The organism is Microbacterium sp. AR7-10, assembly GCF_001878835.1.
Classification (GTDB): domain Bacteria; phylum Actinomycetota; class Actinomycetes; order Actinomycetales; family Microbacteriaceae; genus Microbacterium; species Microbacterium commune.
Window position 1 is genome coordinate 17139 of sequence record NZ_MJIR01000042.1, and the last position, 15427, is coordinate 32565.

The 15427-nt window shown below is 70.3% G+C and carries 13 protein-coding genes; 8 read left to right on the forward strand and 5 right to left on the reverse strand.

What is annotated here, in order from left to right; all coding sequences use genetic code 11:
- The first annotated feature begins 57 nt into the window (after window positions 1-57).
- Entirely contained in the window at window positions 58-1443 is a 1386-nt protein-coding gene (locus tag BFN01_RS05020) for an FAD-dependent oxidoreductase (RefSeq protein WP_071642201.1), read from the forward strand.
- Here BFN01_RS05020 and BFN01_RS05025 read toward each other — a convergent pair.
- A complete protein-coding gene (locus BFN01_RS05025) occupies window positions 1367-2083 on the reverse strand; it encodes a Pr6Pr family membrane protein (protein ID WP_143187163.1) in 717 nt (238 codons plus the stop codon). The two genes, BFN01_RS05020 and BFN01_RS05025, sit on opposite strands and share 77 nt — an antisense overlap.
- Before the next feature lie 116 nt (window positions 2084-2199).
- On the opposite strand from BFN01_RS05025, the gene BFN01_RS05030 reads away from it, so the two are divergent.
- The 4 genes from BFN01_RS05030 to BFN01_RS05045 all read left to right on the forward strand — a co-directional run bounded on the left by BFN01_RS05030 (window position 2200) and on the right by BFN01_RS05045 (window position 6781).
- Window positions 2200-2589 (forward strand): CrcB family protein, encoded by a 390-nt coding sequence (locus BFN01_RS05030; protein ID WP_256221030.1) that lies wholly within the window; start codon window positions 2200-2202, stop codon window positions 2587-2589.
- Window positions 2586-2948 carry a CrcB family protein gene (locus tag BFN01_RS05035; RefSeq protein ID WP_071642203.1) on the forward strand — a complete coding sequence of 121 codons (363 nt, stop codon included), beginning with the start codon at window positions 2586-2588 and terminating at the stop codon, window positions 2946-2948. The genes BFN01_RS05030 and BFN01_RS05035 overlap by 4 nt, the downstream gene beginning before the upstream one ends.
- A 69-nt stretch (window positions 2949-3017) precedes the next feature.
- Window positions 3018-3590 (forward strand): TetR/AcrR family transcriptional regulator, encoded by a 573-nt coding sequence (locus BFN01_RS05040; protein WP_071642204.1) that lies wholly within the window; start codon window positions 3018-3020, stop codon window positions 3588-3590.
- Window positions 3591-3601: 11 nt separating this feature from the next.
- Window positions 3602-6781 (forward strand): efflux RND transporter permease subunit, encoded by a 3180-nt coding sequence (locus BFN01_RS05045; protein WP_071642205.1) that lies wholly within the window; start codon window positions 3602-3604, stop codon window positions 6779-6781.
- Window positions 6782-6794: 13 nt separating this feature from the next.
- Here BFN01_RS05045 and BFN01_RS05050 read toward each other — a convergent pair whose 3' ends face one another.
- Complete coding sequence (locus tag BFN01_RS05050) at window positions 6795-7712, reverse strand: aldose 1-epimerase family protein (RefSeq protein ID WP_071642206.1); 918 nt, start codon at window positions 7710-7712, stop codon at window positions 6795-6797.
- Window positions 7713-7959: 247 nt separating this feature from the next.
- Between BFN01_RS05050 and BFN01_RS05055 the strand changes: the two genes are divergently transcribed.
- Window positions 7960-10290 carry a DEAD/DEAH box helicase gene (locus tag BFN01_RS05055; RefSeq protein ID WP_071642207.1) on the forward strand — a complete coding sequence of 777 codons (2331 nt, stop codon included), beginning with the start codon at window positions 7960-7962 and terminating at the stop codon, window positions 10288-10290.
- A gap of 132 nt (window positions 10291-10422) precedes the next feature.
- Here BFN01_RS05055 and BFN01_RS05060 read toward each other — a convergent pair whose 3' ends face one another.
- Together BFN01_RS05060 and BFN01_RS05065 are read right to left on the reverse strand one after the other, a co-directional pair.
- A complete protein-coding gene (locus BFN01_RS05060) occupies window positions 10423-10842 on the reverse strand; it encodes an ASCH domain-containing protein (protein WP_071642208.1) in 420 nt (139 codons plus the stop codon).
- 41 nt (window positions 10843-10883) lie between these two features.
- On the reverse strand, window positions 10884-11939 hold the full coding sequence (locus BFN01_RS05065; RefSeq protein WP_071642209.1) for an Rv2578c family radical SAM protein: 1056 nt from the start codon (window positions 11937-11939) through the stop codon (window positions 10884-10886).
- Between the two features lie 94 nt (window positions 11940-12033).
- Here BFN01_RS05065 and BFN01_RS05070 point away from each other — a divergent pair, with 94 nt between their 5' ends.
- Both BFN01_RS05070 and BFN01_RS05075 read left to right on the forward strand, forming a co-directional pair.
- On the forward strand, window positions 12034-12963 hold the full coding sequence (locus tag BFN01_RS05070; RefSeq protein WP_256221031.1) for a M15 family metallopeptidase: 930 nt from the start codon (window positions 12034-12036) through the stop codon (window positions 12961-12963).
- A gap of 138 nt (window positions 12964-13101) precedes the next feature.
- Entirely contained in the window at window positions 13102-14265 is a 1164-nt protein-coding gene (locus BFN01_RS05075; protein ID WP_071642211.1) for an acyl-CoA dehydrogenase family protein, read from the forward strand.
- 19 nt (window positions 14266-14284) lie between these two features.
- Here the strand turns inward: BFN01_RS05075 and BFN01_RS05080 are convergent, their stop codons facing one another.
- The gene (locus tag BFN01_RS05080; RefSeq protein WP_071642214.1) at window positions 14285-15103 is read right to left on the reverse strand and encodes an energy-coupling factor transporter transmembrane component T; all 819 of its coding nucleotides are present in this window, start codon (window positions 15101-15103) and stop codon (window positions 14285-14287) included.
- Window positions 15104-15427: the final 324 nt, after the last annotated feature.

Sequence of the window (15427 nt, forward strand, 5' to 3'; positions counted from 1 at the left end):
ACGTGTCGCGACACGACACTGACCCCACCGACCGCCGCGGGTAGTCTGGCAAGCACGATGAGCATCACGCGCCGCACTCTGCTCGTCGGCGCCGGGGCGGGCGCCGTCGGACTGCTGCTCTCCGCCTGCACGCCCGAGCCGCAGCCCGCGCCCACTCGCACCAGGACGCCGATGCCCCGGCCGACCGCGCCCGAGGCGGTGCCCGCGCCGGCCGGCTGGCTGCGCAGCACGTGGGCCACCGACCCGTATTCGCACGGATCGACCAGCTACCTGCCCGCAGGCGCCGATCCCACCGAACGCCAGCGCCTCGCCGAACCCGTGCTCGACCGGCTGTTCTTCGCCGGCGAGGCCACCGACTCCGACCATCCCGGCACGCTGGTCGGAGCCGTCGACGACGCACGGCGGGCGGCGCTCGCGCTCATCTCGGCGAGCGACGACACCGAGCGTCTGGCCATCGTCGGCGCGGGTGCAGCCGGAGTGATCGCGGCCCGGATGCTTGCGGATGCCGGCCACGAGGTCACCCTGTTCGAAGCGCGCGAGCACATCGGAGGTCGCATCCGCAGCATCGCCGATGACGAGCAGTGGCCGATCCCTCCGCAGCTCGGCGCCTGGCTGCTCAGCGAAGCGGACCTCGCGTCGCTCGACGGCCGGCTGGTCGACCTGGGCGATCGTTCGCTCGCACTCGACACCGCGACGACGTGGAGCGCAGAGGGCGAGACCGAGGGTCTCGACGGCGCGCCGATCGCACAGGCCGTCGAGAAGGCCCAGGCACAGGCATCCGACGCGGCGATCACCGATGCACTCGCCGCGAACGGCGCCGACCTCGACGACCCGGCGCTCTCGGCGTCACTCGCCTGGATGGCGGCGATGACGGGGGCCGATCCGTCGCGTGCGTCCAGCTGGTATCCACCCCACTTCCCCGGCGACGGCGTGCACGGCATGATCGGCGACCTCGACGCATTCCTCGGCGAGCAGCTGGAGGGCGTGAAGGTGGCGACGGCGTCGCCCGTCGCGCGCATCGCGTACGACGACCGCGGGGTCAGCCTGCGACTGGGCACCGGGGAGGCGCTCTCGTACGACCGCGTGATCGTCACCGCGCCGCTCGGGGTGCTGCAGAAGCAGGGGATCGAGTTCGCCCCCGCGCTGCCCTTCTCGCATCGGGGTGCGATCGCGGCACTCGCATCCGGTTTCATCGAGACGGCGTGGATGCGCTTCGACGAGGCGTTCTGGACGACCGAGGCGACCATCTGGCACGTGGCCGGGGGAGACGCGCTGATCCGCACCTGGCTGAACCTCCAGCCGTTCACCGGTGAGCCGGTGCTCGTCGGTCTCGTCGGCGGCGCGGACGCGGAGCGTTTCGCCGAGCTCAGCGAGCGCGACGCCACGGCCGCAGCGCGCGCCTCGCTCGCGTTCTTCGCAGCGCCGGCAGACGACGAGGGCTGATCTCGCCCCACGGCGCAACCGTGGGCCGCACCTTGCTGAGCAGCACGAGCGCGACCGCGACCCCGGCGAAGATCGCCAGGGCCAGCGCGCAGCTGAGCACCATCTCGCCCACGCCGGACACCTGGCGCAGGTCGAGGAAGTAGTACGGATACCAGCCGATGACGGTGCCGCGCCAGATCGTGAAGACGCCCCACGCCACCGGATACAGCAGCACGAACGGCACCACGCGCCACGACGCTTCACGCCGGCCGGGGCCGAACACCCACGCGACGACCGCCCACGCCGGCAGCACGAAATGCAGCACGACGTCCGACCAGGGGACGGTGATCGGGATGCCGTGCTCGCCGGCCTGCCACACGATGAGCGCGAACGCGAGACCGGCGGTGATCGTCCAGCTGAGCACGAGGGCGCGAGCCGTGGTCAGCCACGCCGGATCCTCCTCGCGGCGCAGGGCGACGACCCCGGCGACGACAGCCAGCACAGCGAACGCGGTGTTCGACTGGATCGTCAGATAGGCGAAGAAGTTCGAGCCGGCCATGGTCTGCGAGCCCATGCCCCACAGCATCCGGTGCACCAGCGCCGCGATGCACACGGCGGCGGTCGCCAGACGAGACCAGCCGAAGATCCTTCGCGTGAGCACTCGAGCGTCGTCCTCCCGGCGGTCCGGCGGCATCGGGGGCGCAGCCGCACCACCGCTTCGAGTCTATGCAACGGCGGGCGAGCGACCGCGGGCAGGCGCGCGGCTAGAGTGGCGCAGTGACCACCCCGACCCCCGTGCGCACCGTCATCCGCCGGGCGGGGCTGGCCGCGGTGGGCGGGACGGTCGGCACCGCCGCCCGCCTCGGGCTCGGGATGCTCATCGCCGACGCCCCCGTCGCGGTGCTGGTGGCCAACATCGCGGGGGCCATGCTGCTCGGCATCCTGACCGCTCGTCTTCCCGCATCCGACCTGCGGATCCTGCTCGGCACCGGGATGCTCGGCGGATTCACCACGTACAGCGCGTTCGCGCTCGACAGCGTCGAGCTGTGGGCCGACTCGCCCGCGCGCGCCGTGGGATACGTCGTCGCGAGCGTCGGCGGCGGGCTGGTGGCCGCGTGGCTCGGGCTGCGGATCGGCGGATCCTTCCGCGTCGGGCGGGCGTCGTGAGTCCGCTGGTGTTTGCGCTGGCCGCCGCCTGCGGCGGACTCGGCGCCGCCGCCCGGTACCTGATCGACATCGGCATCGCGGGCATCGCCCGCTCGCGCTTCCCGTGGGGCGTGATGGTGATCAACGTGACCGGCTCGCTGCTGCTGGGCGTGGTGGTCGGGATGCTTCCCGGCAGTGCCTTCGTCGTGGGTGCCGGGTTCCTCGGCGGCTACACCACCTTCAGCACGGCGATGATCGACGCGGTCTCGCTGTGGCGGGACGGCGCGCGGCGCGCGGCGGTCGTCGATGTGGTCGGGATGCTCGTGCTCTCGCTCGTCGCCGCGCTGGTCGGCCTCGCCTGCGGGAGCGCGCTGGGCTGAGGTTGCCAGTCGGGCCACAGGTTCGGGCGCGCATAATGTACAGACGTACATCTTGAGCCCGGGAGGGTCATGAGCGAGCCGCCACGCCGCCGTCGTGATCCCGAGGCGCGCCGTACCGAGATCATCGCCGCGACAGCCGAGCTGATCCTCGAGTTGGGGGTGAGCGCGGTCACTCACCGTCTGATCGCCGCTCGCGCGGGCGTGCCCCTCGGTGCGACCACGCACTACTTCGCCACGCTCGACGACCTGCGCTCGCAGGCTCTGCATCACCTGGTCGCCGAGCTCGACGCTCGCGTCGACGGCATCCGCTCAGCGCTGGAGCAGCGCGGCGCGACCCCGCAGGTGCTGACGCAGCTGATCGTGCAGGCGCTCGCCGACGCGCGCGCACTCGAGGCCGACCGCGCCGTCGTGACCGCCGCCGTCGACGATCCCCAGCTGCGCGCCATGGCCCGGCGGTGGTCGGAGCGGATGACCGGCTTCCTCATCCCCGCCTACGGCGTAGAGCGGGCGACCGCCGCGGCCGTCTTCATCGACGGCGTGCTCTGGCACGCCCGCATCCACGACGAGACGCTGAACGCGTCTCTGATCGAGAACGCCCTCGCCGGCATCCTCGGCACCGAACCTACGACCACGAGCGACTGAAAGAGCACCGCGTGTCGAACCTCGCCATCCTCAGCCTGCGCAACCGCGCACTCATCGCGCTGATCACCGTCGTCTCCGCCGTCTTCGGCGGCCTGGCGCTCACCAACCTCAAGCAGGAGCTGATCCCCTCGCTCGAGCTGCCGGCGCTGGTGGTCATGAGCACCTACCCCGGCGCATCGCCCGAGGTGGTCGAGAACGACGTCTCCACCCCGATCGAGAAAGCCATCCAGGGCGTGCCCGGCCTGGAGTCGAGCAGCGCCACGAGCACCACCAACGCGTCGATCGTGCAGGCGATGTTCGCCTACGGCACCGATCTCGCCACGGCCGAGCAGAAGATGCAGCAGGCGATCAACCGCATCTCGCAGCAGCTGCCCGATGACGTCAGCCCGCAGGTGCTCAGCGTCTCGATCGACGACTTCCCCGTCATCCAGATCGCCGTCACCGGCTTCGACGACTCGGAGACCGCGCAGCAGGAGCTCGAGACCACGGTGATCCCCGAACTCGAAGACGTCGACGGCGTCAACGCCGCCGAGATCGTCGGCGGCGTCGGCCAGCGCATCACGATCACCCCCGACCGGGCGAAGCTGTTCGCGGCAGGGCAGACGACGCAGGCGATCAGCCAGGCACTCGAGCAGAACGGCGTGCTGCTGCCTGGCGGTGACATCACCGAGGCCGGCGAGACGCTCACCGTGCAGTCCGGCGCGAAGCTCACCTCCGCCGCAGACGTCGCGGCCCTGCCGCTGAGCGGCACCGATCTCACGATCGGCGAGGTCGCCGACGTGGCGCAGGTGGCCGATCCGGTCACGTCGATCTCCCGCGTCGACGGTGAGGACGCGCTGTCGATCGCGGTCACCAAGCTGCCCGCGGCGAACACGGTCGAGGTCTCGCAGGGCGTGCTGGCCGCGCTCGACGAGCTCGGCGACACGTTCCCGGACGCGGAGTTCACGGTCATCTTCGACCAGGCGCCGTACATCCAGCAGTCGATCGAGACGCTCGCCACCGAGGGCATGCTCGGTCTGGCGTTCGCCGTGCTCGTCATCCTCGTCTTCCTGCTGTCGATCCGCTCGACCCTGGTCACCGCGATCTCGATCCCCACCAGCGTGCTGATCACCTTCATCGGGCTGCAGGCGTTCGGGTACTCGCTCAACGTGCTCACCCTCGGCGCGCTCACGATCGCGATCGGCCGCGTCGTCGACGACTCGATCGTGGTGATCGAGAACATCAAGCGGCACTACGTCGAGGGGGCCGACAAGGGCGCAGCGATCCGATTGGCCGTGCGCGAAGTGGCATCGGCGATCAATGCCTCGACCATCACGACCGTGGCGGTGTTCCTGCCGATCGTGTTCGTCGGCGACATGGTCGGCGAGCTGTTCCGACCCTTCGCGATGACCGTGACCATCGCGATGGTCGCGTCGCTGCTCGTCGCGCTGACCATCGTGCCGGTGCTCGCGTACTGGTTCCTGCGGCCGGGCAAGCCGCTGCTCGCGGCGGACGGCTCGCGCATCGATCCCGAGCATCCGGATGCCCCGCCCACGGCACTGCAGCGGATGTACCGGCCGATCCTCGGCTGGACCCTGAAGCACTCCGCGGTGACCGTCGTGCTCGCGGTGCTCGTGCTCGCGGGCACGCTCGCCGCCGCGCCGCTGATGAAGATCAACTTCCTCAGCGACTCCGGCCAGAACACCATGACCGTCACGCAGGACATCGGCGAGACCGCGAGCCTGGAGGCGAAGTCCGAGGCAGCGAAGAAGGTCGAGGAGGCCCTCGACGGCCTCGACGGGATCACGCATGTGCAGGCGTCGATCGGCTCGAGCGGATCGGCTCTGCGCGACGCGTTCTCGGGCGGCGCGGGCATCACGTACTCGATCCAGACCAGCGACGAGGTCGATCAGGAGCAGCTGCGCGCTGACGTGCAGAAGAAGGTCGACGGTCTCGACGACGCCGGTGAGATCACCGTCGCGGCGAGCGGCGGCGGATTCGGCTCGAGCGACATCGCGGTCACGGTGACCGCCCCGAACGCGGAGGACCTGCAGGCCGGCACCGACGCCCTCATGGAGGAGCTCGACGGACGCGACGGCATCGGCCAGGTCACGAACAACCTGTCGGCCTCACTGCCCTACATCGCCGTGGTCGTCGACCGCGAGGCCGCTGCGGCGCGCGGACTGTCGGAGGTCGCGGTCGGGTCGATCGTGTCGGGCACGATGCGTCCGCAGCAGATCGGCTCGGTCGAGGTGGACGACAGCGCTCTCACGGTGTATCTCGTCGACCCCGAACCGCCGACATCCGTCGAGGCGCTGAAGCAGCTGTCCATCCCCACCGCTACCGGGCCTGTGCCGCTGCAGGAGCTCGCGACCGTCGAGCAGCGTGAGGGCCCCACCTCGATCTCGACCGAGCAGGGGCGCCGCACCGCCACGATCACCGTGCCGCCGGCATCCGACGACCTCGCCGTCGCCACTGCATCGGTCACCGCGGCGCTCACCGCGGTAGACCTGCCCGACGGCGCTCGCGCCGAGGTGGGCGGCGTCGCCGAGCAGCAGGCCGACTCGTTCTCGCAGCTCGGACTGGCGATGCTCGCGGCGATCCTCATCGTGTACGTGGTGATGGTCGCGACGTTCAAGTCGCTGCGTCAGCCGCTGCTGCTGCTCGTGTCGGTGCCGTTCGCCGCGACCGGCGCGATCCTGCTGCAGATCGTGACCGGTGTGCCGCTGGGCGTCGCCTCGCTGATCGGCGTGCTGATGCTGATCGGCATCGTGGTGACGAACGCGATCGTGCTCGTCGACCTGGTCAACCAGTACCGGTCGAAGGGGCTCACCACGCCCGAGGCGGTGATGGCGGGAGGTGAGAAGCGTCTGCGGCCGATCCTCATGACCGCGCTCGCGACGATCTTCGCGCTGACGCCGATGGCACTGGGGATCACCGGGCACGGCGGGTTCATCTCGCAGCCGCTCGCGATCGTCGTGATCGGCGGACTCGTGTCGTCGACCGTGCTCACCCTCATCGTGCTGCCGACGCTCTACAACCTCGTCGAGGGGGCGAAGGAGCGCCGTCACGCGAAGCGCACCGCAGGTCCGGATGCCGGAGGCCCGGATGCCGGAGGGCCGGATGCCGGAGGGCCGACACCTGCCGCCGCACCGGCCGACGGGGTCGCCCTCACGCGGCGTCAGCTGCGCGCGGCTGACGCGCACGAATGAGCCGGCGGGCCGCTCAGTCGAAGCGGATGCCCCACTGCAGCCTCCACGCTTCGCCTGCGGCGAGGCGGCGCAGCCCGCGGCCGGAGTTGAAGGCGTCGGCGGGCGCCGTCATCGGCTCGATCGCCACGGCGAGCGGTCGCCCGGGGTACTTGTCGGTCGTGAACGCCTGCACGTAGTCGAACCCCGGTCCCTGCTGTAGCGTCACCGTGCGGCCGTCCGGGGCGGAGAGCGTGGTGCGCACGTAGCCGTCGGCGTCGCGGTGCAGGTTGGCGTACCCGGTGTCGAGCTGAACGTCGCCGAGACGACGGCCCTCGCGCAGGTCGGTCGCCGACGAGACCGGGCTCTCGCCGACCGGCAGCATCCGGTCATCGGTCTCGAAGTACGTCTCGGCCGGCAGCCGCAGCACCAGCTCTCGTGAGTCGACCCCGTCGACGACGAAGAAGGGGTGGGTGCCGAGCGCGACCGGCGCCGGGTCGGTCGAGTGGTTGGTGAGCGTGTGCGTGACATCCATCCCGGCATCCGTCAGCGCGTAGGTCACCGACGTCGCCACGAGATACGGGTAGCCGGTCTGCGGCACGATGTTCGCGGCGAGAGTGACGGCGTCATCGGTGTGCTCGACGATCTCGTACGCGGTGTAGCGCAGCAGCCCGTGGCTGGCGTTGCGGAACTTCGGCTCGCTGATCGACAGGGCGCGCTCGGCGTCGCCGTCCTGCCAGACCCCGCCGCGGATGCGGTTCGGCCAGGGCGCCAGCACGACGCCCGAGCACGAGGGCGTCGGCTGATCGGCCGGGTAGGGCGGCACGATCTCGACGTCGCCGACGGTGAGATGGCGCAGTGAAGCGCCGACCTGCGCGATCTGCGCCGTCACGTCGCCACGTCGCAGGTGGATCTGGATGCCGGTGGGGGAGCCGATCACATCGTCAAGAGGCATGAGGTCATCGTACGGCGGGCACTCTCTCAGCAAAGCCCGGTATTCTGGAAGGAGTCGGCTTCGAGCACCCGCGTCACGCGGTTCTTCCGAGCACTACTCATGCTCACTGTGAGCTCAGGGGCCGATGGTTCATAACCATCACATGAATGGCCCCGGTCGACGGATGCTCGGGTATGTCCCACGCGCGCTGATCTCTGTGCCCGCGGAGCGGACGCTGTTCTCGTGTCAGAGACAGTCAGGAAACACCATGCCCAAGAACGGCAAGCCCAAGGGCGGACGCCCGTCGCGCAACTTCGAGCCGCGGTACGCGAAGAGCGGACCCTCGTTCCACGAGCGCCACTCCGGCGGACGTCCGTCGCGCGACGGCGACCGCCGCACGGACGGCGCGGAGCGCCGCTCCTTCTCATCGGATGCCCGCGCCGACCGCCGCCCGGGCAGCGTGAGCCCGAAGCACCGGGGCTACCGCCCCACGGACGCCGAGGGCTCGGCGTCGAAGGGGCGCTGGTCGGACACGCAGCGTGCGGGTCGCGACGAGGCCCGCTCGATCCGCAACCGCGCCGAGTCCGGTCGCCGCGAGGCTCCGCACCACCGCGGCGACCGCGACGACCGCGGGGGCCGTGGCTTCGAGCGCAACGACCGGTTCGGTCGGGACGCGCGTCCGGCGCGCGATGACCGGTTCGGTCGGGATGCGCGTCCGGCGCGTGATGACCGGTTCGGTCGGGATGCGCGTCCGGCGCGTGATGACCGGTTCGGTCGGGATGCGCGTCCGGCGCGCGACGACCGCGGCGGCTACGAGCGCCGCGAGCGCTTCGACCGTGACGCGCGCCCGGCGCGCGACGACCGCGGGAACCGCGGCTTCGACCGCAGCGAACGCCCGGCCCGCAACGAGCGCGGCGGCTTCGACCGCCGGGGTGGTGTCGATCGCGATGCCCGTCCGGCGCGGAACGGCCGTTTCGACCGTGAGGCCCGTCCCGCGCGCGACGAGCGCTCCGGGTACGCCGGCACCGACCGTTTCGACCGTGATGCCCGCCCCGCTCGTGATGAGCGTCGCGGCGGATCAGACCGTCCTCGTTTCGACCGCGACGCCCGCCCGGAGCGCGGCGGCCGGTTCGACCGCGACACCCGCCCCGCCCGGACCGATCGTTTCGACCGGGACGCCCGCCCGGCACGCGATGACCGCCGCGGTGGCTTCGAGCGCAGCGAGCGCCCCCGTTTCGACCGCGACGCGCGCCCGGCACGGCAGAACCGCGACGCCCGCCCCAACCGCAGCGACTGGAATGCCACCTCGACCGCGAAGGCGCACGACGAGCAGGTCGACGTCGTGCACGAGCGGCTCGAGGCGGAGGCCGTCCAGGCCACCGAGGTCGCAGATGTGACCTTCGGTGACCTGGGGATCGGCTCGAACATCGTCGAGATCCTGAAGAACATGGGCGCAGCGACGCCGTTCCCGATCCAGGCCGCGACGATCCCCAGCATCCTGCAGGGGCGAGACGTGCTCGGCCGGGGCCGCACCGGTTCAGGAAAGACGATCGCGTTCGGCGCACCGCTCGTCGAGAGCATCCTGCTGTCGCAGAAGGGCACGCGCCGGGAGTTCGGCCGCAAGCCGCGTGCGATCATCCTCGCCCCGACCCGCGAGCTGGCGCTGCAGATCGACCGCACCGTTCAGCCGATCGCGCGCAGCGTCGGCCTGTTCACCACCCAGATCTACGGCGGCGTGCCCCAGGCGCGCCAGGTGGGTGCCCTGAACAAGGGCGTCGACATCATCATCGGCACCCCCGGCCGCATCGAAGACCTGATCGAGCAGCGCAAGCTCGACCTCTCCGAGGTGCGCATCGCGGTGCTCGACGAGGCCGACCACATGGCCGAGCTCGGGTTCGCCGAGCCGGTGCAGCGCATCCTGCGCAAGACCGGCACCGCCCTCCCCGACGGCGCCACCAGCCAGAAGCTGCTGTTCTCGGCCACGCTCGACCGCGAGGTCGCGGCCATCGTCGACGAGTTCCTCGTCGACCCGGCCGTCTACGAGGTCGCCGGTGAGGATCAGGACTCCAGCACCATCGACCACCGCGTGCTCGTCATCGAGCACCGCGACAAGGCCGATGTGCTCACCTCGCTCGTCGACCGCGACGGACAGACGCTGGTCTTCGCGCGCACCCGCGCCTATGCCGAGATGCTCGCCGAGCAGTTCGAAGACGCCGGCATCGCCGCGGTCTCGCTGCACGGCGACCTGAACCAGGCCAAGCGCACGCGCAACCTGCAGAAGCTGACGGCCGGCAAGGTGCAGGTGCTCGTCGCCACGGATGTCGCCGCCCGCGGCATCCATGTCGACGACATCGACCTCGTCGTGCAGGCCGACGCTCCCGACGAGTACAAGACGTACCTGCACCGCTCCGGCCGCACGGGCCGCGCCGGTCGCTCGGGCCGTGTGGTCACGCTGATCACCCGTCAGCGTCGTCGCCGCATGGAGGATCTGCTCGGCCGCGCCGAGATCGACGCGCCGTTCGAGCAGGCGGCTCCCGGTGACGACGTGATCGAGGAGATCGCCGGTCGGATGCTGAGCGAGGCCGAGCTCACCGCCTGACCTGCCCCCACCGCCGAGAAGCCGTCGGATTCGCGCTCGTGCCCGAATCCGGCGGCTTCGCTGTCGGATCTCCGGAGCCGTGGTGGAGTCCGCGGCTCGTCGACCGGGCTGCGAGCAGAACCCGACCGTGGGTCACCCCGCTTGGAAGCTGAACCGCACCAGCACGGCGAGGGTGTCGTCGTCGACGTGGAACTCCGGGTCGCCCACGTACTCGCGGTACTCCTGGCCGTGCCAGAAGCTCTCGTGCCCGGCTCGCCATTCGGCGACGGTCGCGTAGCCCTCGCCCTCGCCGAGAGCGTGCGCGAGATCGACGTCCGCGAGACGAACGACGCGCACATCCTCGATGGTCTCGACGCCTACAGGTCGTCCCGCGGAGTCGACCACCGCCGCGCGGTCGCCGACGGCGGGCATCGGCTCGTCGTCGATCTCGAGCTCACGCAGCAGGAAGGTCGTCGTGATCTTCTCGCCCGCGAGGATCGCCCCCACCAGCCGGTCGCGCAGCGACCCCGGGAAGGCGTACTCGGAGACGGGCAGGTCATCAGGCGTCGACATCCGCTCAGCCTATGCGTCGAGCGACGGCGTCGAGTCGCCGGTCAGAACAGCATGTCGTCGCGGGAGGTGGTGGTGCGGACGGATGCCGGAGTCGGGCGCGCGCGCATCCGTCTTCCGCGCATGCTGTCGTTCTCCTCTTCCGATCGGGCGTCGAGCCCGTGCACGCGCATGAGCGGACGGATGCGTCGAGCGAGCCACTGCCGATACGCCTTCGGCGCCTCGACCGCGACGCCCGGGTACAGCCCCCGATACGACGACAGCAGCTCCGGATGCTCGCGTTCCAGCCACTGGAAGAACCACGGCTTCACGCCCGGGCGCAGATGCAGCGAGCCGTAGACGACGTGGTCGGCGCCCGACTGCTTGATGCGACGCAGGGCGTCGTCGATCGCCGCGAGCGAGTCGGTGAGGTGCGGCAGCACCGGCATGAGGAAGACGCCGACACGGAAACCCGCATCGCTGAGCGCGCGCACGGTGTCGAGCCGCGCCTGCGTGCCGGGGGTGCCGGGCTCGACCGCACGCTGCAGGTCGTCGTCGTACATCGCGATCGACATCTGGATGTCGATCGGCACGCGCTTCTTCGCTTCGACGAGCACGGGGATGTCGCGGCGGATCAGCGTGCCCTTGGTGAGGATCGACATCGGCGTCCCCGAGTCGGCGAGGGCCTGCACGATGCCGGGCATGAGCCGGTAGCGCCCCTCGGCGCGCTGGTACGGGTCGGTGTTCGTGCCCAGCGCAACCGTCTCGTGACGCCACGATCCGCGTCGCAACTCGCGCTCGAGCACCTCGACCACATTCGTCTTCACGACGATCTGAGAATCGAAGTCCGCGCCGCCATCGAGATCGAGATACTCGTGCGTTCCCCGAGCGAAGCAGTAAACGCATGCATGACTGCATCCCCGGTAGGGATTCACGGTCCAGGCGAACGGCATGCGCGAGGCGCCGGGCACTGCATTGAGGGCGGACTTGGCGAGCACCTCGTGGAAGGTCATCCCGGCGAACCCGGGCGTGGTCACCGAGCGCACGATCCCGGTGCGGCTCTCCATGCCCGGCAGCGCGTCGGCATCCTCTTCGCGTACCGCCTGCCCCTGCCATCTCATCCCCCCATTCGAACAAAAGAACGCATTCATGTCAACCATGTATCGCAGATGCGTTCGAGGAACGCCGATGCGCGCCGTGGGGGACAATGGATCGGTGAACGCCGCGCAGTCCCGACACGTCGCGCGCGAACCGCTCGCCGTGCGGATCGCGCTGCCGCTCGGAGTGCTGTTCACGGCGATGGCGTCTCTGGCGACCCTGTGCGGCGTGATCGCCGACAGCCCCGTGGCCCGAGTCGAGCTGCCGGCGCCCGCCGCCGCGCTCGCGATCCCCACCGTGGAGGTCGATGCCCGGCCGGCCGCCGATCCCTGCGCCGACGACGCCGTGCGGGCGGCGCTCGACACGGGTGATGACGCGGGTGTCATAGCGGCGTTCGGCGGCGGCGCCGCGTTCCGCGAGGCGGTCGCGAACGGCAACGCGCCCTGCGTCTCGCTCTCCGACCCGAACCGGTCGTGGGTGGTCATCAACAAGCAGCGTCCGCTCGAGCCGGCGAGCTTCGCGCCGGCATCCCTCGCCGAGATCGGACTGAGCGCGACCACCCGCTCGAACGAGCTGCGCCCCGAGCCCAAGGACGCCCTCGAATCGATGGCGACCGAGGCGAGTCGAGCGGGTGCGGGCACGATCGGGATCAACAACGGCTACCGGTCGTTCGGCCTGCAGGAGAGCACCTACGACGGGCACGTGCGTGACAAGGGGCAGAGCGGAGCGGATGCCGTGTCGGCGCGCCCCGGCTTCAGCGAGCACCAGAGCGGTCTCGCCTTCGACCTCGTCGCGTGCGACCCGCGCTGCGGCACCATCGAGGCCTTCGGCGCGACGCCGCAGGGGCGGTGGGTCGCGGAGAACGGCTGGCGGCACGGCTTCATCGTGCGCTACGAACCGGGGCGCACCGGCACCACCGGGTACGCACCCGAGCCGTGGCACATCCGCTACATCGGGCCCGAGCTCGCCCAGGCGTGTCACGACGGCGGGTTCCACACGCTCGAGGAGTTCTTCGGGCTGCCGCCCGCCCCGGATTACAGCCATTGAGGCGCAGACCGCGACATCCCACAAACGCGGTACGCAGTGTCATCGTGTGTGAGACTTGTTCCCACAAGCGACTGTCCGGCGATGTCATTCCGACCTAGACTCGCCGTGCGACGACGCACATGATTCGAGGAGGACGCCATGGAGCGCGACATCTACGAAGAAGACCACGAGGCCTTCCGCGACCTGGTCAAGGACTTCGTCAGACGGCACGTCTCGAACGAGTCGATCGAGCGGTGGGATGCCGCGGGCGAGGTCGACCGCGAGACCATGCTCGCCGCCGGTGAGGCCGGCATCATCGGTCTGTCCGTGCCCGAGGAGTTCGGCGGCGCGGGCATGCTGCAGGACTACCGCTTCCGCGCGATCGTGAACGAAGAGGTCATCGGCGCCGGTGCCGGATCGCTGGCGGGCGCCCTCGGCATCCAGGACGATCTCGCCGTGCCGTATCTCGTGCACATGGGCACGCAGGAGCAGAAGGAGAAGTGGCTGCCCCGCATGGCGACGGGTGAGATCCTCGGCGCGCTCGCGATGACCGACCCCGGCGCGGGCAGCGACCTGCGCGGCATCAAGACCAACGCGAAGAAGGTCGACGGCGGGTACATCCTCAACGGCGCCAAGACGTTCATCTCGTCGGGCACCACCGCCGACATCGTCGTCACCTTCGTCAAGACCGGCGAGGGCAACCGCCCCGATGCCTTCAGCCTGCTGATCGTCGAGAAGGGCATGGCCGGCTTCGACCAGGGCAAGAAACTCAGCAAGATGGGCTTCCACGGCTGGGACACCGCCGAGCTCAGCTTCACCGACGTCTTCGTCCCCGATGAGAACCTCATCAGCGGCAAGGAGGGGCAGGGCTTCATCCAGCTGATGATGAACCTGCCGCTCGAGCGCCTGTCGATCGCCGTGTCTGCCGCCGCGGTCATCCAGGCCGCCGTGAAGTGGACCGTCGACTACACGAAGAGCCGCGACGCGTTCGGCGAGCGGATCATCGACTTCCAGCACACCCGCTTCCGCATCGCCGACATGGCGACCACGGCCGACGCGGTCTGGGCGTATGTCGATCGGGGGCTCACGTCCTACGCCGCCTCGCAGCTCACCGCCGAAGAGGCAGCGCAGCTGAAGTTCTGGGTCACCGAGCGCGAGTGGGAGGTGCTCGACACCGGAGTGCAGCTGCACGGCGGCTACGGCTACATCATGGAGTACCCGATCGCCCGGGCCTTCACCGACGCCCGCGTGCACCGCATCTACGGCGGCACGAACGAGATCATGCGCGAGATCGTCGGACGTCAGATCGCCGGCAAGCGCTGAGCGATGTGGGGCCCGGCGGTCAGCTCGGCTGCCAGGGGAAGGTCAGAGCCAGCACCGCGGCGGATGCCAGCAGCACCGTCGCTGTGAAGATCGTGTCGCGCGTGCGCCACAGCACGACGTGCCGCTCGGTGCGGGTGGGATAGGCGCCGAAGGCGCGGGCATCCATCGACAGGGCCACCCGCTCGGCATGCCGGATGCCCGATGCCAGCAGCGGCACGATGTATCCCCAGCCCCGCGCGAGCCGGGCGAGCGGACCGCGACCGCCGCCCTGGCCTCGCACGCGATGCGCGGCGCGGATGATCGACAGCTCGTATCCGAACCGCGGCACGAAGCGGTAGGCGGCGAGGGCCGTGTAGCCGATCCGGTACGGCACGCGCAGCTGCTGCACGGCGGCGCGCACGAGGTCGGGTCCGTGCGTGGTCAGGCCGCCGATGAGCGCGAGCACGAGGATCGCGGCCAGGCGCAGCGCGGTGGCGAGTCCGCTGATCAGGGCGCCGGAGTGCAGCGTCCAGTCGCCGATCCGCACGAGTGCGGTCGTGTCGGCGACCTGCGCCGCGTCGACCCAGACGCCGAAGCCGACGCTGAGCACGACGACCGCCAGCGGCACGCCGAGCAGCAGCACCGCCGCCGCGCGGCGGGTGAGCCGTGCGCCGGTCAGCATGACGGCGTAGGCCAGCGCGAGGAAGATCGTCGGGCTGAGCAGATCCCGGGTGAAGGCGAGCAGGGCCATCGCCGGGACGACGGCGCCGAACTTGGCGAGCGGGTTGAGGCCGTGCAGCCAGAAGCGCGCCGGCACCGGCGCATCGGCGTACGGGTCGACGGGGGTGGGCTCGGTCACCGGGACGATCGGGTCGCCCGCGGAGGCGGATGCCACGGCATCCGGATCGGTCTGCGCGAGAAGCTCGGCCGCGGGACCGGCGGCGATCACCTCGCCGTCGCCGACGAGCACCGCGTGGGTCGCGTACCCGACGATCAGTCGTCGGTCGTGCGTGATGACCACGATGGTGGCGCCTGTCTCTTATACACATCTGACGCTGCCGACGAACCCTAGGGTGCAGTACGTGGCGGGCGCCGCCATTTTGAATAAATTAATCGTCTGTTAACTTATTAACTCTTCCCGCAACGTTATTTCTTCCTAATCCTCGTTCTAACTCTTTTAGCA